The organism is Pseudoflavonifractor phocaeensis (assembly GCF_038439875.1).
Lineage (GTDB): Bacteria > Bacillota > Clostridia > Oscillospirales > Oscillospiraceae > Vermiculatibacterium.
Map to the genome: position 1 here is coordinate 20,845 of NZ_JBCDMT010000001.1, position 20,685 is coordinate 41,529.

A 20,685-nucleotide genomic window follows, 5' to 3' on the forward strand; every position below is an offset into this window, starting at 1 on the left:
AGATGAAGGAAAAGATCGTTGACCGTCTCTTGCGGCTCTTCGAGGTCAAGAGCCTTGTTACCCTTGGCCTGACTGCCGGGATGCTGGCCCTGCTGTTCGGCCCGTACCAGCCGCCCCAGGAAGCGCTGGCGCTGTTCTGCACCAGCTATGGAGCCATCATCACCTACTTCTTCACCCGGAAGGAGGGGTGATGATGGAGTGGACTGTCGTAACTGTCCTGATTGCCTTGGTGGGGCTCCTTGCAGCCTTGGTCAAGCCCATCGTTTCCCTGACTAAGAGTATTACCAAGCTCACTGTGGTGGTGGAGCGGGTGCAGGGGGACGTTGAGACCATGACCACCCACAACACCGAGGCCCACCGGCGGATTTGGGAGCACAACGATGAGCAGGACGGCAAGCTCAACGACCACGAGACCAGGATCACCATGATCGAGCACAAGGTATAAAAAGAGCGCCCCACCCCGGATTGAGTTCCTGGGTGGGGCTTTTTTTATTGCTGTGTGTTCCTAAATATTGACAAATTTTGCGTTGGGCTGTAAAGTCGCTAATATGGAGGTGTTATTATGAGGGTTTTAGTGGTTGGAAATGGTTTTGATTTAGCACATGGGCTTCCTACTACTTACACTGATTGCTTAAATTTTTTGCGAGCACTTCAGTCAGTAACAGGAATTTTAAATGATAATAAAGAATTTTACTTTGAAGCAATAAATAAAAATAGCAAACTTTTAAAGCTGGAAATAAAAGAGTACCTTAAAAAGCAATGCGGGCAAATTCTTGATGACTCTCGTCTAGTAGAACTGAAAGAATTGGTCAAAAATAATGTTTGGTTGGAATATTTTTTAATTCAGAAAAAAATTGGTAAAGGCTGGATTGATTTTGAAACAGAAATAAAAATGGCACTAATGAAGTTGAATAAACCGAGTGATTCATCTGTTTTGAAATATAAGATTTTAAATGATAGTGGTCTTAAAGTAGAGGTCCCTATTCACATAACAGGAGACGAATGTTATCGAATGATAATAGAAGCTTTATATAAAGAGCTAAAAAATTTTACTCGTTGTTTGGAACTGTATCTTTGTATTTGTATGGACGTGTATGCCTGTAAAATTGATACGATTAAAGAAGATTTTTTACATGATGAAAAGCGGATAGATAAAGTTTTAAGTTTTAACTATACTGATACATATAGTCGGCTGTATAATAAAGGGCCCATTAGTCGGCTTTATAATAAAGAGCCCACGGACTTCTGTTATATACATGGTAAAGCAGATCAAGAGAGACGTGTCCAAGGAAATACAATGGTCCTTGGGATAGACGACTATCTCTCTGAAGAAGAACAAAGAAAAGATTTGGACTTAGTTGCTTTCAAAAAGTATTATCAACGGATATTTAATCAAACGGATTATAATTATGTGAAATGGTTTGAACGAGACGAAGATAGAGAACTAATTATCTATGGACATTCTCTAGATGTTACAGATGGTGACGTTTTGCGGAAACTGTTATTGGCCCCTAGGACAAAAACACGCATATATTATCACGATCAAATTGCTAATGCTAAGCAAATAGAAAATCTTATTAGAGTGCTTGGCCCAGATGATCTAAATAAATTGGCACGAGGGGAAGGTGGAAAGGGGCGTAGTATTGAATTTGCGAAAACAAAGCAAGGAGATCAAACTAATTAAGTGTCCCTAAGAACCCGATGGGGTGAATAATATGTTCGGCCTCAGCATCCAGGTCCAGAGCCGGGTCCACCAAGGAGACGGCCCGACGAACAGCGTTCCTGCCGTATTTCTCTCGAATCTTGTCCATGGTGCGCTCCAAGTCGGTAAGGCGCTGGCTCCTCTGCTCGTCTGGGAGCAGGGAGAGCTGGACGGGGCCGGCGGGGGAGAGGCCGCAGGCCCGGACGGACAGGCTTCTTACCGGGTTGCGTGGGCGATTCTCCTGGAAGAGGTCAAAAGCGGCGTTAAAAATGTCTGTGGAGTTTTGGGCGGGGTAGGTCAGCTTGGATTGCCGCTCATACCAGAGAAGGCTGGTGTCCCGGATACCAATCTGGACGGTGGAGCACATGGCGTTCTGCTCCCGGAGGCGTGCGGCTACAGAATCGCAGAGGGCGTAGAGGGTGATCTTCACGTCCTCATCGGTCACAAGGTCCCTGGGGGCCGTGGTAGAGTTGCCCACAGTCTTGATGAGGGGGAGGGCGGTGTATGTGGCAACTCCGGAGTTGTCCTGGCCGTTGGCGAACTGCCAGAGCATAACCCCGACTTTTCCAAATAGGCTGTGAAGCCCGTGCACGTTCATCCTGGCCAGGTCGCCGATGGTCTTGATGCCATACCGGGCCAGCTTGGCGGTGGTGGCGGGGCCTACATACAGCAGGTCGCTCACCGGCTGACGCCAGGCTAGATCCCGATAATTGTCCTGGGTGATGACGGTGGTGGCGTCCGGCTTTTTCAGGTCGCTGCCCAGCTTTGCAAAAACCTTGTTGAAGGAGACACCAACAGAGACGGTAAGCCCCAGCTCCAGCCGCACCCGTCCCCGGATGTCGTCGGCAATCACCGGGCCGGGGCCGAAAAGCTGTTGGCTGCCGGTCACGTCCAGCCAGCACTCGTCCAAGCCAAAGGGCTCCACCCGGTCGGTGTAGGAAATATAGAGTTCCCGCGCGGCCGCCGAAACCTCCAGGTAGCGGTCATAGTGGGGCGGAACCACCAGCAGGTCCGGGCATCTCTGCTTGGCCTGCCAGATGGGCTGGCCTGTGGTGACGCCGTATGCCTTGGCCTCGTAGCTCTTGGCCAGGACGATGCCGTGGCGGGCGGCAGGGTCGCCGCAGACGGCCACCGGCTTGCCCCGGAGAGCGGGGTTGTCCAGGCACTCCACAGAGGCGTAAAAATTATTCATGTCCACGTGCAGGATCGTCCGCTCCACAAGCTCACCACCAATACAAATGTTCTAGTAAAAGTATATGGCGGTGAGTGGGTAAATATCTACGAGTAAGTTCTGGTAGTTTTGTGGCAGACTATGGGCGAGGTGATAGGGATGTGTGGACGGTACAGTTTGGCCCCGGAGGAGAACGCGGAGATCGAAAAGTTGCTGCGGGAGATCCAAGGGCGGTTCAAAACGGGGGAGATCTTCCCGACCAACGACGTGCCGGTGCTGATGGAGGCTGGGGCGGAGCTGGCGCCGGAGGTGATGTCCTGGGGGTATCCCCGATTCGGCAGTAAGCCGGGGAGCATCATCAACGCCCGGAGCGAGACAGCGGGGGACAGGCCCATGTTCCGAAAGAGCCTCTATGAGCGGCGGTGCGTATTCCCTACGACGGGGTTTTACGAGTGGGGGCCGAACGAGGCGGGACAGAAAACGAAATACCTGTTCAACCTGCCTGGAAGCGGCGCCCTCTATCTGGCGGGGCTGTGGAACGAGTACGCCGGGGAGCGCAAATGCGTGATCCTCACCACCGCCGCTAATCCATCGGTGCGGGAGATCCACGACCGGATGCCGGTAGTGCTGCGGCGGGATCAGCTGGAGGCGTGGGTGAAGGACACCAACAGCGCTTTGGACATCTTGAGAGAGACGCCGCCGGAGCTGGCCAGAGAGGAAGCGCAATAAAATAGCCCCCACCGCCTGGGACGTCTTCTGGGCGGTGGGGGACATTTGTTTAGATGTGTTGTTTTCCTTGTCCGCTAAAACAGGGTTGCGGGCAACTTATCAAGTCTTAAAAGAGGTTGCTTTGTCACAGACCATCCTCTTTTTCTTTCATTGCTCTGTCAATAGCTTCATTTATAAATTTATTAGTGCTTACACCTTTGCTTTTAGCATAATCAGCTATGGCTTGACGCTTCCCCTTTGGTACAATCAAATCGATGCGGTCGTATGCCTTTTTATTGTACCTAGCCGTAGCTTCTTTTTGAGCTTCAGAATAGGCCATTACCACACCCCACCTTCGGTATGGCAATTATACTTATACTTATGGAAGTATTGTATAATTCCATAAGTATATTTTTGTTTATTGCGTCCATTCATATACTTATGGAAGTATGCTAATATATAAAAAGCAACAGGTTTCCCCATAATTCGCCCCTTCTAGTGGGCTACCATTATCTGAAAGGAGGGATTGTATGAGGAAAAATACATTGCTCTGCGCCGGGACAATGCTTTGCCTTATTGGGGTTCTTACGGGATGCCAGCCTAGTGCGCAACAATCACCCGATGCGACCAAAGAAATCAAAGAAGCTATTCTCTCCCAGGTTGACTGGACCGAAGATGACGGGTTGAAATATGTACTAGTAAGCGAAATGGAAGACGGTATGGATATTTCCGTTTCCTTCGGCGAACCTTTTAATATAGCTGACTTTGGTACGTGTGCGGCTGACTTTGCTGGCGCTACCAAAAGTGCGTTTGATGGCCGGGAGGAAGTAGTTTCTCACTTCAGCATTAATTACGTGGTTGAAGAAGATTTGGTCTTTATTTGGAGTTCCAACGACCTTTCAAACGGCCTGTTGTTTGACTATCGAAAAGATCCTCCCGCTGGCGTTTCGACAAAGCTATCCGATTTAAAGAATAAGGGCGTTGACGGTATCACAACCTCAAAATTTGATAATTATATCAAAGACAACAACGTCACTTTGACCGCCAGCGACGTTCAGTACAACATGAGCAATAATGTAGGCAACAAGTTTTCTCTTGTCGGTACGGCAACACTTTCCGACTATTATAACTACGGATTCAGTTCTAGCATTGAAAGCACTTATTTCTGTATGCGTGTCGCACCAGTAAACGGTTCCTATACTGACGGCTGGTACATCTACTGTCACCGAGACAGCTTCGGTAAACTCTTTGATGACTTACAATCCGGTTCAGTAACAGTGAGCACCGTCTGCCAAATTCCGTCTTCTCGTTATAAAAGCGGTCAAGGCAACATGGCTCAACTTGAGTACGTCGTATGGTAAAAACCGGGCGGAGGCCTGTAACCCCCGCCCGGCTTGTATAAACTTGTTTTAGATGCGAAAACTACTCCAGCATGTCCAATACAGCGTCCTTCAGGTGGATGGGCGAGAGCTGATGCTTGTTGAACGCTTGGACCATGCGAAGCGCTAGATTGCCGTCTGGCGTCACGTCCCGGAGAACAGCCACCGGTGGGCGATAAAGCTCCCGGTATGCCACAAGGTCACAGCTGTGGTATGCGCCGATCTCCGGGGCGTATTTTTTTCGTTGGAATAAAAAATAGGTGATACACATTATTATCAAACCTCCTTTCGTTGGTCCTGGATGACCTGTCAAGGAGGCCCACGGCAACCGGCCTTATACCCAAATACATACCCAAATTTTTTGATTGGAATCTTAAAATATAATTTGCTGTTGCTTGTTATAAACCACATAAAAAATCCCCTGTACCGATTGCGGTACAGGGGATTTCCCTTGTGGTGGAGGAGGGTGGATTCGAACCACCGAAGCGATACGCAACAGATTTACAGTCTGCCCCATTTGGCCACTCTGGAACTCCTCCATATTCAGTTGTGCGCCCCACGGCCTTTTAACCCGGGGCCCGGAGAGCCCTTAAATGGGGCCCCCGGAAAGCCGCGAAGCGGCTTTTTGGGGAGAGGAGGGACAGCGGAGCGAGTGAGCAACCGGCCAAGGCCGATTGCGAAGGATACGCAGCTTGTCCCGACGCTGGAGCTGGTGGACGGACTTGAACCCCCGACCTGCTGATTACAAATCAGCTGCTCTACCAACTGAGCTACACCAGCGGATCATCCAACAGCGAATGTCATTTTAGCAGATACTTGGGAGGTTGTCAAGAAAAAGTTGTACGTTTTTGAAAAGAGGGAGCGGGACGGAAAAAAGAGGCGTCAAACCCCCGCTGCGGGACCCCCAGAGGGACGCGCCTACGGCCTGGTGCCGCCGGTGCCGGGGGGAGATCTACCAAGGGGTGGGGCCCCTGTGCCCGGCCTGCCGGGCGGAGGAGACAGGCAAGGAGGATGGAGAACAGGCATGACATTGGCGGAGTTGGCGGTGAGCTACCGCGACCAGGCCGACGCCCTGCGCCACCGCATCCAGCTGGTGGAGGAGCTGCCGGCGCGGGACGCGGAGGAGCGGCTTTTGAAGGCGGAGCGGCTGCGGGTCCTGGAGGCCATGCGCCGGGACGTGCGGGACGTGGCGGTGATCTGCGAGCGATATTACGAGAGGGGGTACCGGAGAAATGAGCGGTACACGATATAGGAGAGGCGGCCTCTACGCCGCCGATATGGCCCGGTATGCCCGGATGCTGTCGGAGGAGAACACCAACAGCGAGGAGCTGAGCCGGGTGAAGCTGGCCCTGTGGCGGGCCCTCCACGAGGACATCACGGAAAAGCAGCGCAATTACCTGCTCCTCTACTACGGCGAGGGGCTGAACATGAACCAGATCGGCTCCCGGATGGGGGTGGACAAGTCCACCGTCTCCCGCACCATCAAGCGGGGGGAGGCCCGGCTGCGGCGGTGCCTTAGGTACGGGGCGAAGCGGTTTCTCCTGGATGAGGAGCCGTGAACTCCCGGCGGAGCTGTTCCAGATAGCGGGTGAAAACGATCTGGGTGATGATGACGGTGAACACGTTGGCCACAGGCTCGGCCAGGATGACCCCGTCCACCCCCAGAAAGAGGGGGAGGAGGAAGGCCAGGGGGAGCAGCAGGAGGATCTTGCGGAGGATGCCGAAGAAGAAGGAGAGCTTGGCGTTACCCATGGCGATGAAGGAGTGCTGGTTCACCATCTGGAGCCCCAGCAGGAAGATGGTACAGAAGAAAAGCCGGGTGAGCCGGGCGGAGAGGTCCGTCAGGGCCGGGTCGTCGTTGAAGATGGCGCACAGGGGGCCGGGGAAAAGTTCAAAGCAGGCCCACATCAGCGTGGCGCAGGTGATGGAAAAGACCCGGGCCCACCGCACCGTCTCCCGCAGCCGCGGGTAATCCCGGGCGCCGCAGCAGTAGCCGATGATGGGCTGGGCCCCCCGGACGATGCCCTTGAGTGGCATGAAAAAGACGGCCAGCAGGCTGTTGATGATGGTCATGGAGCCGATGTAGAGGTCGCTGACGGCGGTGGAGCCGCCCCACCGGCGCAGCAGGAGGTTGATAACGATCTGGACGACGCTCTCGTTGATCTCGAAGATGAAGGTGGATACCCCCAGCTTGCAGATCTCCGCCGTGGTGGTCCAGGAAACGTGGAGGTCGGCTGGCCGCAGGCGGACCATCAGCCGCTTGGAGAAGAAGAGGAACCACAGGACCCACAGGGCGGACAAAGCCTGGGAGATGAGGGTGGCCAGGGCGGCCCCGGCGATGCCCAGGTCCAGGACATAGATGAAAATGGGGTCCAAAATCAGGTTCACCGCCGCCCCCAGCACCACCGTCACCGTGCCCACGCCGGTGCGGCCCTGGGCGTTCAGGAAGGCGTTCATCCCCAGGGAAATCATGACGAACACCGAGCCCAGCACATAGACCCCCAGGTAGTCGGCGGCGTAGGGCAGGGTGTTGGCCTCCGCCCCGAAGAGGGTGAGGATGGGCACCCGGAGAAACCAGAACAGCCCCGTCAGCACCGTGCCGATGGCCAGCAGCAGGGTGAAGGAGCAGCCCTGGAGCCGGGCGGCGGCGGCCTTGTCCCCCTCCCCCAGGCGGATAGACAGCAGGGGGGAGCCCCCCATGCCGATGAGCATGCTGAAGGCGGAGATGATCATGATGACCGGCATGGTGAAGCCCAGGCCCGTCAGGGCGTCCGCCCCCACCCCGGGCATGTTGCCGATGAACACCCGGTCCACGATGGAGTACAGGGCGTTCACCAGCTGGGCGGCGATGGCGGGCAGGGACAGCCGCAGCAGCAGCCGGGGCACCGGCGCCTGGGCCAGCTGCCGGGACATATCGGTTTGAGCCATGGATCGATCTCTCCCTCTCGTTTGAACGGCGTAAGATCCTGTGTCAATATGAGAATCCCGTTGACGCCGGGTCAAAAAACTTGTATTCTTTTTCCAAGAAATGCGAAGGCGCGTATCCCGCGGCGAGGTGGGATGCGCGCCTTCTTTTCGATTTGAGACATGCCCGGAGAAGACGGCGCATATATCATTGGTGACAGCTTGGACAGGACCTCTCCGGCCGGGAAAAGTGCCCCCATTATAAGACAAGACGGCCCGGTTTGCAAGCGGTACCGGCAAGTTGCACAAGGTGTCTCAAAATGAACTGTTTTTTCTAAACCTATTGGTCAATTTGTAAATTCTGCCTCCTTTCCCTCTGTATAAACTGCTAGAAATAGTCAAGTTGACTTGAAGACCGTCGAAAAAAATGTATAATCCGTCGTGTAAAGAGAATAGGACGTCTCAAAATGAGACGAAATTCCACGGTGAGATAGGGAGTATTGACTAAAATGGACCAGAAAGTTTACCAAAACTGCGTCGCCATTCTCAAGGAAGAGCTCGTCCCCGCCCTGGGGTGCACCGAGCCCATCGCGGTGGCCTACGCCGCCGCCAGGGCCCGGGAGGCTCTGGGCTGCTTCCCCGAGCGGATGGCCGCCGAGTGCAGCGGCAACATCATCAAGAACGTGAAGGGGGTCATCGTCCCCACCACGGGCGACCTGCGGGGCATCCGGGCCGCCGCCGTCCTGGGGGCGGTGGGGGGCGCCCCCGACCGGGAGCTGGAGGTCCTCTCCACCGTGAAGCCGGCCGACGTGGAGGAGGTCCGCCGCCTGCTGGCCCAGGGTTTGTGCGAGGAAAAGCTGCTCGACACCCCCGCCAAGCTCCACATCATCATCCGCATGTGGGCCGGGGAGCACAGCTCCATGGTGGAGATCATCCACGCCCACGCCAACGTGGTGCGGGTGGAGAAGGACGGCGCGGCCCTGGTGGATGTGCCCCACACCGAGGAAGAGGCGGAGGGCGAGGGGGCCGACCGAAGCTGCCTGACCATCGCCAGCATCCTCCAATTTGCCGACGAGGTGAAGATCGAGGACGTGAGGGAGCTGCTGGACCGCCAGATCGAGTACAACACCGCCATCTCCGCCGCCGGCCTCACCGAGGGCTACGGCGCCCAGGTGGGCCCCACCCTTTTAAGTCTCTACGGCGACGACGTGAAGGTCCGGGCCCGTGCCGCCGCCGCGGCGGGGAGCGACGCCCGGATGAGCGGCTGCGAGCTGCCCGTGGTCATCAACTCCGGCAGCGGCAACCAGGGCATGACGGTCTCCCTGCCCGTCATCGAGTACGCCAAGGAGCTGGGGGCCGGCCGGGAAAAGCTCTACCGGGCCCTGTGCGTCAGCAACCTGACCGCCATCCACCAGAAATCCAAGATCGGCAAGCTCTCCGCCTACTGCGGGGCCGTCAGCGCCGCCACCGGCGCGGGGGCCGGCATCTGCTGGCTCTACGGCGGGGGGGAGGCGGAGATCGAGAAGGTCATCGTCAACACCCTGGGCAACGTCTCCGGCATCGTCTGCGACGGCGCCAAGCCCTCCTGCGCGGCCAAGATCGCCTCCAGCGTGGACGCCGCCATCCTGGCCGTGAGCATGGCCATGCAGGGCCGCTGCTTCCGCCCCGGCGAGGGCATCATCAAGGACGGGGTGGAGGCCACGGTGGAGAGCGTGGGCCAGCTTGCCCGGGAGGGCATGCGCCAGACCGACACCGAGATCTTGAAGATCATGGTCTCCGGCTGAGACCCCATTGGTTCACTCCGGCATGGCGCCGTCCATGCCTGATTGATAAGCAGCCTTAAGAAACGCGCCACAAAAAATTTGGATCAAGAAAGGAGAATGGCCGCCGCAAAGACCCAGGCGGCCGAAGCAGACAATGAAAATGAATTGGAAACGCACTCTTGGTATCCTCCTGTCCGCGTCTCTCACCTTCTCCCTCCTCGCCGGCTGCGGCGGAAACGACAAGCCCGTCGAGAGCAAGGCCCCCGAGAACAGCGCCTCCGCCGAGACCCAGGGCCCCGCCGCCAGCGGAGAGGCCGTCAAGATCGCCGTGGCCGCCCCCATGACCGGCGACAACGCCGAGTACGGCCAGGGCTTCTACAACGCCGCCACCATGATGGCCGACGAGTGGAACGCCAAGGGCGGCGTTCTGGGCCGCCCCATTGAGATCGTCCAGTACGACGACAAGAACTCCTCCGAGGAGGCCGCCTCCATCGCCCAGAAGATCGTCTCCGAGGGCGACATCGCCGGCGTCATCGGCCACTTCGCCTCCGGCGTGTGCATGACCGCCGCCCCCGTGTACCAGGAGAACAAGATCATCGAGATCTCCCCGTCCTCCTCCCACCCCGACTACTCCGGCATCGGCGACTACATCTTCCGCAACAACACCGTCATCAACGTGGAGGCCGCCGCCGGTCTTGACATCGCCGTCAACGACCTGGGCAAGAAGAACATCGGCATCATCTCCATCAAGACCGACTGGGGCACCAACACCGCCGCCATCGTCAAAGAACTCATCGACGGCATGGCCGACACCGGCGCCAAGGTGGTGGCCCACGAGGAGGTCATGGAGGGCTCCGACGACTACTCCCCCGCCATCGCCAAGCTGGACGCCGCCGGCGCCGACGTGCTGATCTGCGTGTCCATGTACTCCACCCTGGCCCCCGTGGCCAAGCAGTATAAGCAGGTCAACCCCGACATCGCCATCGTGGGCTTCTCCAACGCCTACTCCCAGCAGCTTTTGGAGCTGGGCGGCGACGCCGTGGAGGGCGTGTGCTTCCCCGTCATCTTCTTCGCCGGCTCTGAGGACCCCACCGTCAAGAACTACGTGGACGCCTATACCGCCAAGTACGGCGCCGCCCCCAGCGCCCTGACCTCCCAGGCCTACGACTCCGTGGGCATGCTCCTCACCGCCATCGAGGCCGCCGGCACCACCGACTCCGCCGCCGTCCGCGACGAGCTGGCCAAGATCGACTATCCGGGCGTCACCGGCGAGACCACCTTCAACGACATCGGCGATGTGCAGAAGTCCTTCGTGAAAGTGACCGTCAAGGACGGCAAGTTTGTGGAGGCCAGCTTCTAAATCAACGCCTGACCGACAAACGCCGTTATTCTTAAGGCTGACCTCCAGGCTGCGCGGACGCCGGGGCGGAGTTGCCGCCCCGGCGTCCGGCCTTCCTGGGAGATGGCCAAGCTGCGCCAGGCGCGCCGGGACCGGCCGTTGTGCGCCGCGTGAAAGTCAAAAGAAAGGAGTATTGCGGAAACGGCCCGCAATCGTGGCGGAAGTGCTTATTGTTCAACAAGTTCTGAACGGCCTGGCCCTGGGCATGGCCTACGCGCTCATCGCGGTGGGTTACTCCCTGGTCTTCGGCATCCTGCGCCTCGTCAATTTCTCCCATGGTTCCGTCTACGCCTTCGGCGCCCACGCGGCGCTGCTCTTCGTGGGGTTCCAGATCGGTGTGCTGCCCGCCATCCTGCTGAGCATGGTCTTTACCGGCCTTTTGGGCATCCTCATCGACAAGGCCGCCCTCGAGCCTCTGCGGAAAAAGAACTCCGTTCCCATCGCCTCCCTCATCACCACCATCGGCGTGTCCAACATCATCCAGAACCTTCTGATGATCTGGTTCGGCAGCGAGAAGAAAGCCTTCCCCTCTGTCTTCAACCTGCCCATGATCGAGATCGGGGGCTTTAAGATCCAGTCCACCCAGCTGATGATGTGCGTGGTCTCCCTCATCCTTCTGGCGGTGCTGACCATCGTCATCAACAAGACCAAGATTGGCCTGGCCATGCGGGCCACCGAGCAGAACCCCAGGGCGGCCAACCTCATGGGCGTCAACGTGAACTTCGTCATCTCCTTCACCTTCTTCCTGGCGGGGGCCTCGGCGGCCATCGCCGGCGGCCTCATCAGCGGTTATTATCAGATCGTCTATCCCGGCATGGGCTTCATGGCCGGGCTGAAGGCCTTCGCGGCCTCCGTGCTGGGCGGCATCGGCTCCCTGCCCGGGGCGGTGGTGGGCGGCCTGGTGGTGGGTGTGTCCGAGTGCCTGGCGGCCACCTTCATCAACTCCACCTACCGGGACTCCGTCGCCTTTATCATTCTGATCGTGGTGCTGATCGTCCGTCCCACCGGGCTTTTCGGCAAGAAAGGGATCACAAAGGTGTAAGGCTATGACGAAAATGAATGAGAAAAAGACCGAGGGAAAGGGCTTCATCTTTGCCATGGAATCCTTCCTCGATAAATACAAGCTCCCCGCCTGCATCCTGGTGGCGGCGCTGCTGGTGGCGGTGCCCTTTATGGGCTTCAGCCAGTACCTCATGCGCATCTTCATCATGATCGGCATTTACTCCATGCTGGGCATGGGCCTGAACATCCTCACCGGCTACACCGGCCTTGTCTCCCTGGGCCACGCGGGCTTCTTCGCCATCGGCGCGTACACCGCGTCCCTGCTGATGCTCCGGCTCAACGTGCCCTTCCTGGCGGCCATGGCGGCCGCGGCCTGCATGACGGGGTTCGTGGGCCTGCTGCTGGGCCTTCCCTCCCTGCGGCTGTCTGGCAGCTACCTGACCATCGTCACCCTGGGCTTCGGCGAGATCGTGAAGATGATCATCGTCAACTGGGACGCCGTCACCAACGGCACCCTGGGGCTGAAGAACATCCCCAAGCCCTCCTTCTTCGGGGTGGAAATGACCCTGGCCAACAACGGCCTTTACTACATGATGCTGGTCCTGGTGCTTCTGGTGGCGGTGGCCAGCATGGCCATCATCCGCTCCAACACCGGCCGGGCCTTCCAGGCCATCAAGGAGGACGAGATGGCCGCCACCATGATGGGCATCCGCACCATGCGCTATAAGGTGCTGGCCTTTGTGGTCTCCGCCTTCATCACCGGCATCGCCGGCGCCTTCTACGCCCCCCTGGTGGGCTTCATCGACGCCAACTCCTTCACCTTCGACACCTCCGTGCTCATCATCTCGGTGGTCATCGTGGGCGGCATGGGCACCATGCGGGGCATGTTCCTGGGCGCGGCCCTCCTCATCGCCTTCCCCGAGGTCTCCCGCTCCCTCATGGAGTACCGCTTCGTGGTGTACGGCCTGCTGCTGGTGCTGATGATGCGCTTCCGCCCCCAGGGCATCCTGGGCTGGAAGTCCCAGATGCCCTACAAGCTTTCCAAACGCGCCAAGGCCATCCTGGCCGCGGAAAAAGAGCCGTCCGCGGCGGCCAACGGTTGAAAGGAGGGGCGGAAACATGGCTTTTCTTGATGTAAAAGGCATTACCAAGGTCTTCGGCGGCCTGGTGGCCGTGGACAACGTCACCTTCCACGTGGAGAAGGGGGAGATCGTCTCCATCATCGGCCCCAACGGCGCGGGCAAGACCACCGTGTTCAACATGCTCACCGGTGTCTATGAGATCGACAAGGGCGAGATCCTCTTCGAGGGCGAGCCCATCCACAACCACACCCCCCAGGAGATCGTGAAGGCGGGCATCTCCCGCACCTTCCAGAACATCCGGCTCTTTCCCAACCTGCGGGTCATTGAAAACGTGCTGGTGGGCACCCATATCCACACCAAGTACAACTTCTTCGCCTCCCTCTTCCGCACCCCACAATATAAGGAGGAAGAGGCCCGGCTCACCGTCAAGGCCATCCACATTCTGGAGTCTATCGGCCTGGGGGACCAGATCAACAACTACGCCCGCAACCTGGCCTACGGCGACCAGCGCAAGATCGAGATCGCCCGGGCCATTGCCACCGACGCCAAGATCATCCTCCTGGACGAGCCGGCGGCGGGCATGAACCCCCAGGAGTCGGAGGAGCTGCTGCGGTTCATCCGGGAGCTGCGGGACAAAGGGTACACCATCATTCTCATCGAGCACGACATGTCCGTGGTCATGAACATCTCCGACCGCATCTACGTCATCGACCACGGCAAGCAGATCGCCGAGGGCCTGCCTGCGGAGATCGCCTCCAACGAGCAGGTTATCGAGGCCTACCTGGGAGGGGTGAAGAAAGATGCCTGAAATGCTGAAAATCGAGGGGCTGCACACCTATTACGGCAACATCCACGCCCTCAAGGGCATCGACATGGAGATTGACGAGGGGGAGATCGTCTCCCTCATCGGCTCCAATGGCGCGGGCAAGTCCACCACCCTGAACACCATCGCCGGGCTGGTCCACGCCGCCCAGGGAAAGATCACCTTCCAGGGCAGGGACATTACCAATATGCACGCCTACAAGCTGGTGGACCAGGGCATGAGCCTCTCCCCCGAGGGCCGGGAGGTATTCGCCGCCCTCACCGTGGAGGAGAACCTCCGCCTGGGGGCCTACTCCAAGAAGGACAAGGGGGCCATCGAGGCCTCCTTCCAGCGGGTCTACGACCTCTTCCCACGGCTCAAGGAGCGGATCACCCAGCAGGCGGGCACCCTCTCCGGCGGCGAGCAGCAGATGTTGGCCATCGGCCGGGCGCTGATGAGCGAGCCCCGGCTCCTGCTGCTGGATGAGCCTTCCCTGGGCCTGGCCCCCAACATCGTGCAGATGATCTTCAGCCTCATCACCGACATCAACAAGCAGGGCACCACCATCCTGCTCATCGAGCAGAACGCCAACATGGCCCTGTCGGTGTCCAGCCGGGCCTACGTGCTGGAGACGGGCACCATCACCATGTCGGGGGACGCCCACGAGCTGGCCGACGACCCCCGGGTGAAAAAGGCCTACCTGGCCATGTAAGGCCCCTGAAAAGGAGGAACGGTATTATGAAAAAAATCATCAACGACCCGTCCAGGGTGGTCTCCGAGACCCTGATGGGTATGGAGAAGGCCCACCCCGAGCTGAAATACACCCCCGAGCTGGAGGTCATCTCCCGCCGGGAAAAGACCCCTGGCAAGGTGGGTGTGGTCTCCGGCGGCGGCTCTGGCCACGAGCCGGCCCACGCCGGGTACGTGGGCAAGGGCATGCTGGACGCCGCCGTGGCGGGCAACATGTTCTCTTCCCCCAGCCCCGACCGCATCATCAAGGGAATTGAGGAGGCCAATGGCGGCAAGGGCGTGCTGCTGGTCATCAAGAACTACTCCGGCGACATCATGAACTTCGAGATGGCCAAGGACATGGCCGAGATGGACGACATCGAGGTGGAGGCCGTGGTGGTCCGGGACGACGTGGCGGTGCCCGACTCCACCTACTCCACCGGCCGCCGGGGCATCGCGGGCACCGTCTTTGTCCACAAGATCGCGGGGGCCAAGGCCGAGACAGGCGCCTCCCTCCAGGAGGTGAAGGCTGCCGCCGAGAAGGCCATCGCCAACATCCGCTCTATGGGTATGGCCATGACCCCCTGCACCCTCCCCGCTGTGGGCAAGCCCGGCTTCGAGCTGGGGGAGAACGAGATCGAGATCGGCATGGGCATCCACGGCGAGCCCGGCGTGGAGCGCACCACCGTCAAGTCCGCCGCTGAGGTGGCCAAGATCCTGCTGGACAAGATTTTGGCCGACTACGACTACGCCGGCGGCGAGGTGGCCCTCCTGGTCAACGGCCTGGGCGGTACCCCCCTGGCCGAGCTCTACATCCTCAACAACGAGGTCCAGGCCCTGCTGGACCAGGCGGGGGTCAAGGTCTACAAGACCTTCGTGGGCAACTACATGACCGCCATCGAGATGGCGGGCTGCTCCCTCACCCTGATGAAGCTGGACGACGAGCTCAAGGCCCTGCTGGACGCCCCCGCGGACACCCCGGCCCTGAAAGTGCTGTAAGGAGGCGGCGAACATGGGATTTCAACTGACCACCAAGGATTACGTGGACTACATCAAAAAGGCCTATGAGCGCATCCACGCCCAGGGCGACTACATCACCGAGCTGGACTCCGCCACCGGCGACGGCGACCACTGGACCAACATCAACATGGGCTTCGAGAAGCTGGTGGAGGCCGCCCCGGAGCTGGAGGCCATGGACCTCTTCTCCGCCTTCAAGAAGATCAGCATGATCATGATGAGCGTCATCGGCGGCAGCGGCGGGGTTCTCTACGGCAGCGCCTACATGGAGGCGGCCAAGACCGTCAAGGGCAAGGAAGCGCTGGAAAGCGCCGACGTGTGCGCCATCCTGGAGGCCATGATGAACGGCATCATGACCCGGGGCAAGGCCCACCCCGGCGACAAGACCATGCTGGACACCCTGGCCCCCGTGGTGGAGTGCTACAAGGCGTGCCTGGCCGAGGGCGCCGACGAAAAGACTACCTGCGAAAAGGTCAAGGCGGCCGCCGAGGCGGGCTACCAGTCCACCATGGACATGGAGGCCGTCCGGGGCCGGGCCTACTACCAGGCCAACAAGGGCGTGGGCCACCTGGACCCCGGCGCCGTGACCATGTACTACCAGGTGGATACTTTGATGGACTGTATTGCCTCCAAGCTGGAGGGCTGACAAAGGAGGAACCATGCTGCTGGCGAGAATCAAGGGAGCCCTTTCCAAATTTGCGAACACCATCTCCAAAATGCTGGACGTGGATGTGCTCATCGTGGACAGCAACCTGAAGGTAGTGGGTTCCACCTTCCGCTACTTCGACCAGTACGACGTGATCCGGCGGGTTTCCATCATCGGCCAGTGCATGACCACCCGGGAGGTGGTGTCCATCGAGGATCGGCGGAAGTTCAGCACATGCCAGGCCTGCCCGGAGTACGAGACCTGCGAGATGCGGGGGCTCATCGCCGTGCCCATCGTCTACAAGGATACGGTGGTGGGGGCCATCGCCCTCATCATCCCCCAGCAGAAGGTGGCGGCCATTTTCCGGGACGTGAACAACTCCATCGAGTTTCTCCAGAATATGGCCTCCCTGCTCTCCAGCAAGCTTCAGGACAGCGACGACTACTCCGCTCTGGACGTGATCAAGCAGGAGCGGGAGATCCTCATGGACGAGGTGGAGTACGCCATCGTCTCCACTGACAACCTGGGGGTGGTCAACTACCATAACAGGCGTTTTCTGGAGTATTTCCACCAGGAGAAGAGCTGCGTGGGCAAGCCCCTCTATGAGCTTATTCCCCACAAGGTCATCACCGACTTCCTGGGCCGCCAGGTCCGGGTGGAGAACAAGCTCATCTTTACGGATAACGGCGCCGAGTCCTTTTACGGTCTGGCCACCTGCAACACCATCACCATCCGGGGCCAGCGCACCGGGGCCCTCTTCATCTTCAAGCCGGTGTCCCAGATCAACTCCGACTTCGCCGAGATCGTGCGCCCGGACAACCAGGCCGCCTTCAGCCGGTATGAGGACCAGACCTTTCCCCGCTCGGTCACCGACGAGGCCAAGCGCCTGGCGGTGGGGGGCCAGACCGTCCTCATCGAAAGCCCTCCCGGCTCGGGGGCCAACCTGCTGGCCCGGTGCATCCACAACTATTCCGACCGCAGCCGCCTGGGCCTTGTCACTGTGGACTGCGGCTACGCCCGGGACCTGCGGGAGGAGGCCATCTTCGGGGAGCTGGGACAGCTCCACCTGGCCAACCGGGGCACGGTGTTCTTTCAGAACGTGGACCTGCTGCCCTGGTACCTCCAGGAAAAGCTGGTGGAGTTCCTCCGCAACGGGGTCCTCAGCCACGAGGGGGGCGGCAAGGTCCGGGTGGACGTGCGGGTCATCTGCTCCACCACCGCCGACCTGAAGGCCATGACCGACTCCGGGGCCTTTCTGGAGCAGCTCTACTACCGTGTCTCGGAGTACACCGTGCGCATCCCGCCCATCCGGTCCGACCCTGAGCAGCTGCGGCGGATGGTGGAGGGCGGCATCCGCTTTTACAAGGGCCGCTACCACAAGCCGGATCTGACGGTGTCCCCCCGGGCCATGGAGCGGCTGTGCCGCTGCGACTGGCCGGGGAACCTGACCGAGCTGGACCAAGTGCTGGACCGGCTGGTCCGCCTGGCGGGGAGCGAGATCACCGCCGAGAGCCTGGAGGGCCTGCCCGGCTTCAACCCCCGCCCGGTACAGTCGGTGGAGGAGATGGAGCGGGAAAAGATCCGGGAGATGCTGGACCTGCGCTATTCCAAAGAGGAGATCGCCCGCCTGCTGGGCATCAGCAGGGCGACCCTCTACCGAAAAATCAAGCAATACCAATTCACATAAATTGCAACGCAAAATGAAAAGGAGAGATTTATCATGATCAAGAACGTTCCCGAGAAGAAGAGCGAGCACATTGAGGACATGCGGGGGGCCATCGAGCACCGGGCCAGCTGGATGTACCTGCTCATCAAGGAGGCGAAAAAGCGGGGCCTGGACTACTCCTTCGCCCATGACGCCATCAAGGCCTGCGGCTGCTTCCACGGCGACAATAAGTACACCAAGACCGACGACCTCACCGCCTTCGCCCCCGAGTTCGCCAACCAGAACGTGGTGGACATCTTCCAGATGGACGTGACCACCACCCCCGAGGAGATGGCCATCGACTTCCACTACTGCCCCCTGGTGGCGGCCTGGAAGAAGCTGGGCGCCACCGACGAGGAGTGCGCCGAGCTGTGCCAGATCGCCATGGACGGCGACCGGGGTATCGCCTCCACCTTCCCTCACTTCGACTTCCACCTGGGCAAGACCATCGCCGCCGGCGACGACATCTGCGAAGTCCGTTTCAAGAAGGTCTGAGCAACATAGAGCCATCCAGCGGGAGAGGGGCGTTTCGCCCCTCTCCCGCTCAGCTTGTCGGAAAACCTGTATTCCAGGAATTTCTTCCTGTCTGCGGCGGGGGAGCGCGAGGGGGCGGCAGCCCGCCTCGCATGGGATCAAATGCCCCGAAAAGCCTGCGTTAGCAGGCGTTCGGCGAGCGAAGCGAGGACTTTCCCGGGGCTTTGCCCCGGAAAAGTAACGGCATTGTGAAGGCTGTCGGGAAAGTCCGAAGGACTTTTTCGACAGCCTGAGCGGGAGAGGGGCGTTTCACCCCTCTCCCGCTTTCGGCCTCTTCTGTGGGGAACAAGTTGAACAAAGGCGGAAAACATGTTAGAATGCACCTGATACACACGCTTCGCCCCGGTGGGAGCGCCCCGGGGGCGGAACAAAACTTGGAACGAGGAGTGAAACCCATGAAGAGGAGAGACGGCGTCCGCCTGACGGCCGGCCTGCTGGCCCTGGCCTTGTGCGCGGGAGTGCCCGCCCTGGCGGAGGAGGATGGCGAGTCCAGGCGCCGGGAGGCCGACGGCTGGTCGATGAATGAGTGGAGCGAGCCCTGGCGGCAGAAGGCCAGCGCGTGGGCGGTGGAGGACATCGACCGGGCCCGGAGCCTGGGGCTGGACCCCTTCGACAACTTCGTCGACTACCAGGCCGACGCGACCCGGGAAGAGTTTGCCGCCCTGGCGGATCAGCTCTACACCGCCGTCCAGCAGGATTACAAGTACATGAGCTGGGAGGCGCCCTTCACCGACGTGAACAACAGCTACGTGGACATGGCCTGGGGCCTGGGCCTGATGCAGGGGGTGTCGGACACCGAGTTCGCCCCCCGGCGGTCCATGACCCGGCTGGAGATCTGCGTCCTGCTGGCCCGGACCCTGGGGGTTCTGGAGGCGGAGCTGGAGGAGCCCTTTGCCGCCGAGGCCGCAGCCCTGGCCGCCGGAAGCGAGGGGACCGTGGATAACTGGGCCGCGGCGGGGGTCAAGACCGTGGTGGGTGCGGGGCTGATGCAGGGCACCGAGCACGGCTACGCCCTGGGCGAGACCACCACCCGGGAGCAGGCCGTCCTCCTCTGTCTGCGGACCTACGACGCGGTTCAGGAGAGCCGGCGTCTGGCCGAAGAGGCCGCCCGGGAGAGCGAGCGGCAGGCCAAGGAGGCCCTTTGGCAGACGGTGTTCACCCAGGCCGAACGGGAGCGCGCCGCCGAGCTGAAGGCCATGAAGGACGAGATGGACGCCGGGCGCTACCAGGGGGAGAGCCCCTATACCCAAGCGCCGAACCTGACCCCCGCCTCCTTTGCCCCCGGCGCGCTGGAGGAGGGCTTTGTCCAGGACGGACTGGCCACCATCAACTATGTCCGGGCCGTGGCGGGCCTGCCGGCGGACGTGCGCTGTACCGATGAGCTCAACGCCAACGCCCAGGAAGGGGCCCTGCTCCTGGCCGCCAGCGAGTTCAGCCACTACCCCCACCGGCCCGACGGGATGGAGAAGGGGCTCTACGACGCGGGCTACGCCGCCACCTCCAGCTCCAATATCGGCTACGGGCACAGGACCCTCAGCGGGTTTGTCCTGAGCTGCACGGATGACTCGGACGCCGGGAACCTGGACCGGGTAGGCCACCGCCGGTGGCTGCTCAACCCCGATCTGAAGCTGGTGGGCCTGGGCTACGTGGAGAACATGACCACCACCAAGGTCTTTGACCACAGCCGGACCCCCTCCCTCACCCCGGAGATGGTGTGCTGGCCCGCCCAGGGGGTATTCCCGGTGGAGCTGGCGGACGCCGGCCTGGGCTGGAGCTGCACTCCGAAGCCGGGGATGTATGACCTGGGAGCCTCCAAGGGGCTGACCGTTACCCTGACCCGGGAAGGGGACGGAGCGGTGTTTGAACTGGATCTGAGCATGGACGATCCCCAGGCCGGGGCCTACTGCCACGTGGATACCGTCGGCTACGGCTACGGCCCCGCCATCATTTTCCGCCCGGAGGTGGAGGGCTACGCCCACGGCGACGTGTACCACGTCAAGATCGACAACGTCAAGCGCGCCGGCGGGGGCACGACCTCCATCGAGTACACGGTCAAATTTTTTGAATAAGAGCCGCCCCGCGCCCCATCCCCGGCGCGGGGCGCTTTTTTTGCCGCGCCCCGGCGGGAAGTGAGTTGAAAGC

The 20,685-nt window shown here is 59.9% G+C and carries 22 protein-coding genes and 2 tRNA genes; 19 read left to right on the forward strand and 5 right to left on the reverse strand.

The window, feature by feature from the left end; all coding sequences use genetic code 11:
- Positions 1–2: 2 nt before the first annotated feature.
- From AAEU42_RS00125 to AAEU42_RS00135, 3 genes are all read left to right on the forward strand, one after another.
- On the forward strand, positions 3–191 hold the full coding sequence (locus AAEU42_RS00125) for a hypothetical protein (RefSeq protein WP_342231482.1): 189 nt from the start codon (positions 3–5) through the stop codon (positions 189–191).
- 2 nt (positions 192–193) lie between these two features.
- Positions 194–445 carry a hypothetical protein gene (locus AAEU42_RS00130; protein ID WP_342231483.1) on the forward strand — a complete coding sequence of 84 codons (252 nt, stop codon included), beginning with the start codon at positions 194–196 and terminating at the stop codon, positions 443–445.
- Between the two features lie 117 nt (positions 446–562).
- Positions 563–1,684: an AbiH family protein gene (locus AAEU42_RS00135; RefSeq protein ID WP_342231484.1), complete on the forward strand. Its 1,122-nt coding sequence runs from the start codon at positions 563–565 to the stop codon at positions 1,682–1,684.
- Here the strand turns inward: AAEU42_RS00135 and dinB are convergent.
- Complete coding sequence (gene dinB, locus AAEU42_RS00140) at positions 1,677–2,921, reverse strand: DNA polymerase IV (RefSeq protein ID WP_342231485.1); 1,245 nt, start codon at positions 2,919–2,921, stop codon at positions 1,677–1,679. The two genes, AAEU42_RS00135 and dinB, sit on opposite strands and share 8 nt — an antisense overlap.
- A gap of 111 nt (positions 2,922–3,032) precedes the next feature.
- Here dinB and AAEU42_RS00145 point away from each other — a divergent pair, with 111 nt between their 5' ends.
- Positions 3,033–3,602 (forward strand): SOS response-associated peptidase, encoded by a 570-nt coding sequence (locus tag AAEU42_RS00145; protein WP_342231486.1) that lies wholly within the window; start codon positions 3,033–3,035, stop codon positions 3,600–3,602.
- Between the two features lie 124 nt (positions 3,603–3,726).
- On the opposite strand, the gene AAEU42_RS00150 is transcribed toward AAEU42_RS00145, so the two are convergent.
- Complete coding sequence (locus tag AAEU42_RS00150) at positions 3,727–3,921, reverse strand: antitoxin (protein WP_342231487.1); 195 nt, start codon at positions 3,919–3,921, stop codon at positions 3,727–3,729.
- Positions 3,922–4,111: 190 nt separating this feature from the next.
- Between AAEU42_RS00150 and AAEU42_RS00155 the strand changes: the two genes are divergently transcribed.
- Entirely contained in the window at positions 4,112–4,942 is an 831-nt protein-coding gene (locus AAEU42_RS00155; RefSeq protein ID WP_342231488.1) for a hypothetical protein, read from the forward strand.
- Positions 4,943–5,414: 472 nt separating this feature from the next.
- On the opposite strand, the gene AAEU42_RS00160 is transcribed toward AAEU42_RS00155, so the two are convergent.
- Together AAEU42_RS00160 and AAEU42_RS00165 are read right to left on the reverse strand one after the other, a co-directional pair.
- Positions 5,415–5,499: transfer RNA gene (locus AAEU42_RS00160), tRNA-Tyr, on the reverse strand.
- A gap of 165 nt (positions 5,500–5,664) precedes the next feature.
- Positions 5,665–5,740: transfer RNA gene (locus AAEU42_RS00165), tRNA-Thr, on the reverse strand.
- A 68-nt stretch (positions 5,741–5,808) separates the two neighbouring features.
- Here AAEU42_RS00165 and AAEU42_RS00170 point away from each other — a divergent pair.
- The 3 genes from AAEU42_RS00170 to AAEU42_RS00180 are packed head-to-tail and all read left to right on the forward strand — an operon-like array spanning position 5,809 to position 6,519.
- Positions 5,809–5,988: a hypothetical protein gene (locus AAEU42_RS00170; protein ID WP_342231489.1), complete on the forward strand. Its 180-nt coding sequence runs from the start codon at positions 5,809–5,811 to the stop codon at positions 5,986–5,988.
- Complete coding sequence (locus tag AAEU42_RS00175; protein ID WP_342231490.1) at positions 5,985–6,212, forward strand: hypothetical protein; 228 nt, start codon at positions 5,985–5,987, stop codon at positions 6,210–6,212. Before AAEU42_RS00170 ends, AAEU42_RS00175 begins: the two co-directional genes overlap by 4 nt.
- Positions 6,193–6,519, forward strand: a complete 327-nt coding sequence (locus AAEU42_RS00180; RefSeq protein ID WP_342231491.1) for a sigma-70 family RNA polymerase sigma factor — start codon at positions 6,193–6,195, stop codon at positions 6,517–6,519. The genes AAEU42_RS00175 and AAEU42_RS00180 overlap by 20 nt, the downstream gene beginning before the upstream one ends.
- Here AAEU42_RS00180 and AAEU42_RS00185 read toward each other — a convergent pair.
- Positions 6,476–7,888, reverse strand: a complete 1,413-nt coding sequence (locus tag AAEU42_RS00185; protein ID WP_342231492.1) for an MATE family efflux transporter — start codon at positions 7,886–7,888, stop codon at positions 6,476–6,478. The genes AAEU42_RS00180 and AAEU42_RS00185 overlap by 44 nt on opposite strands.
- A gap of 485 nt (positions 7,889–8,373) precedes the next feature.
- On the opposite strand from AAEU42_RS00185, the gene AAEU42_RS00190 reads away from it, so the two are divergent.
- The 11 genes from AAEU42_RS00190 to AAEU42_RS00240 all read left to right on the forward strand — a co-directional run bounded on the left by AAEU42_RS00190 (position 8,374) and on the right by AAEU42_RS00240 (position 20,612).
- On the forward strand, positions 8,374–9,648 hold the full coding sequence (locus tag AAEU42_RS00190) for an L-cysteine desulfidase family protein (protein ID WP_342231493.1): 1,275 nt from the start codon (positions 8,374–8,376) through the stop codon (positions 9,646–9,648).
- A gap of 139 nt (positions 9,649–9,787) precedes the next feature.
- The gene (locus tag AAEU42_RS00195; RefSeq protein ID WP_342231494.1) at positions 9,788–10,987 is read left to right on the forward strand and encodes an ABC transporter substrate-binding protein; all 1,200 of its coding nucleotides are present in this window, start codon (positions 9,788–9,790) and stop codon (positions 10,985–10,987) included.
- 193 nt (positions 10,988–11,180) lie between these two features.
- Complete coding sequence (locus AAEU42_RS00200) at positions 11,181–12,068, forward strand: branched-chain amino acid ABC transporter permease (protein WP_342231495.1); 888 nt, start codon at positions 11,181–11,183, stop codon at positions 12,066–12,068.
- Positions 12,069–12,072: 4 nt separating this feature from the next.
- A complete protein-coding gene (locus tag AAEU42_RS00205) occupies positions 12,073–13,131 on the forward strand; it encodes a branched-chain amino acid ABC transporter permease (protein ID WP_342231496.1) in 1,059 nt (352 codons plus the stop codon).
- A 16-nt stretch (positions 13,132–13,147) separates the two neighbouring features.
- Entirely contained in the window at positions 13,148–13,918 is a 771-nt protein-coding gene (locus AAEU42_RS00210) for an ABC transporter ATP-binding protein (RefSeq protein WP_342231497.1), read from the forward strand.
- Between the two features lies 1 nt (position 13,919).
- A complete protein-coding gene (locus tag AAEU42_RS00215; RefSeq protein ID WP_342231982.1) occupies positions 13,920–14,624 on the forward strand; it encodes an ABC transporter ATP-binding protein in 705 nt (234 codons plus the stop codon).
- Between the two features lie 26 nt (positions 14,625–14,650).
- A complete protein-coding gene (dhaK, locus tag AAEU42_RS00220; RefSeq protein ID WP_342231498.1) occupies positions 14,651–15,640 on the forward strand; it encodes a dihydroxyacetone kinase subunit DhaK in 990 nt (329 codons plus the stop codon).
- Positions 15,641–15,653: 13 nt separating this feature from the next.
- Positions 15,654–16,304, forward strand: coding sequence for a dihydroxyacetone kinase subunit DhaL (gene dhaL, locus AAEU42_RS00225; RefSeq protein ID WP_342231499.1), 651 nt, complete (start codon positions 15,654–15,656; stop codon positions 16,302–16,304).
- Between the two features lie 13 nt (positions 16,305–16,317).
- Entirely contained in the window at positions 16,318–17,991 is a 1,674-nt protein-coding gene (locus tag AAEU42_RS00230; protein ID WP_342231500.1) for a sigma 54-interacting transcriptional regulator, read from the forward strand.
- A 33-nt stretch (positions 17,992–18,024) separates the two neighbouring features.
- Positions 18,025–18,504, forward strand: a complete 480-nt coding sequence (locus AAEU42_RS00235) for an L-2-amino-thiazoline-4-carboxylic acid hydrolase (RefSeq protein WP_342231501.1) — start codon at positions 18,025–18,027, stop codon at positions 18,502–18,504.
- A 434-nt stretch (positions 18,505–18,938) separates the two neighbouring features.
- Entirely contained in the window at positions 18,939–20,612 is a 1,674-nt protein-coding gene (locus AAEU42_RS00240) for a CAP domain-containing protein (RefSeq protein ID WP_342231502.1), read from the forward strand.
- The last annotated feature ends 73 nt before the right edge of the window (positions 20,613–20,685 follow it).

Bases quoted from the DNA above. Each gene is read 5' to 3' on its own strand.
- dhaK (WP_342231498.1), top strand. From the start codon at position 14,651: ATGAAAAAAATCATCAACGACCCGTCCAGGGTGGTCTCCGAGACCCTG.
- AAEU42_RS00240 (WP_342231502.1), top strand. From the start codon at position 18,939: ATGAAGAGGAGAGACGGCGTCCGCCTGACGGCCGGCCTGCTGGCCCTG.
- AAEU42_RS00155 (WP_342231488.1), top strand. From the start codon at position 4,112: ATGAGGAAAAATACATTGCTCTGCGCCGGGACAATGCTTTGCCTTATT.
- AAEU42_RS00150 (WP_342231487.1), bottom strand. From the start codon at position 3,921: ATGGCCTATTCTGAAGCTCAAAAAGAAGCTACGGCTAGGTACAATAAA.
- AAEU42_RS00185 (WP_342231492.1), bottom strand. From the start codon at position 7,888: ATGGCTCAAACCGATATGTCCCGGCAGCTGGCCCAGGCGCCGGTGCCC.
- AAEU42_RS00130 (WP_342231483.1), top strand. From the start codon at position 194: ATGGAGTGGACTGTCGTAACTGTCCTGATTGCCTTGGTGGGGCTCCTT.
- AAEU42_RS00125 (WP_342231482.1), top strand. From the start codon at position 3: ATGAAGGAAAAGATCGTTGACCGTCTCTTGCGGCTCTTCGAGGTCAAG.
- AAEU42_RS00230 (WP_342231500.1), top strand. From the start codon at position 16,318: ATGCTGCTGGCGAGAATCAAGGGAGCCCTTTCCAAATTTGCGAACACC.
- AAEU42_RS00215 (WP_342231982.1), top strand. From the start codon at position 13,920: ATGCTGAAAATCGAGGGGCTGCACACCTATTACGGCAACATCCACGCC.
- AAEU42_RS00210 (WP_342231497.1), top strand. From the start codon at position 13,148: ATGGCTTTTCTTGATGTAAAAGGCATTACCAAGGTCTTCGGCGGCCTG.
- AAEU42_RS00175 (WP_342231490.1), top strand. From the start codon at position 5,985: ATGACATTGGCGGAGTTGGCGGTGAGCTACCGCGACCAGGCCGACGCC.
- AAEU42_RS00195 (WP_342231494.1), top strand. From the start codon at position 9,788: ATGAATTGGAAACGCACTCTTGGTATCCTCCTGTCCGCGTCTCTCACC.
- AAEU42_RS00205 (WP_342231496.1), top strand. From the start codon at position 12,073: ATGACGAAAATGAATGAGAAAAAGACCGAGGGAAAGGGCTTCATCTTT.
- AAEU42_RS00145 (WP_342231486.1), top strand. From the start codon at position 3,033: ATGTGTGGACGGTACAGTTTGGCCCCGGAGGAGAACGCGGAGATCGAA.
- AAEU42_RS00235 (WP_342231501.1), top strand. From the start codon at position 18,025: ATGATCAAGAACGTTCCCGAGAAGAAGAGCGAGCACATTGAGGACATG.
- dhaL (WP_342231499.1), top strand. From the start codon at position 15,654: ATGGGATTTCAACTGACCACCAAGGATTACGTGGACTACATCAAAAAG.
- AAEU42_RS00135 (WP_342231484.1), top strand. From the start codon at position 563: ATGAGGGTTTTAGTGGTTGGAAATGGTTTTGATTTAGCACATGGGCTT.
- AAEU42_RS00190 (WP_342231493.1), top strand. From the start codon at position 8,374: ATGGACCAGAAAGTTTACCAAAACTGCGTCGCCATTCTCAAGGAAGAG.
- AAEU42_RS00180 (WP_342231491.1), top strand. From the start codon at position 6,193: ATGAGCGGTACACGATATAGGAGAGGCGGCCTCTACGCCGCCGATATG.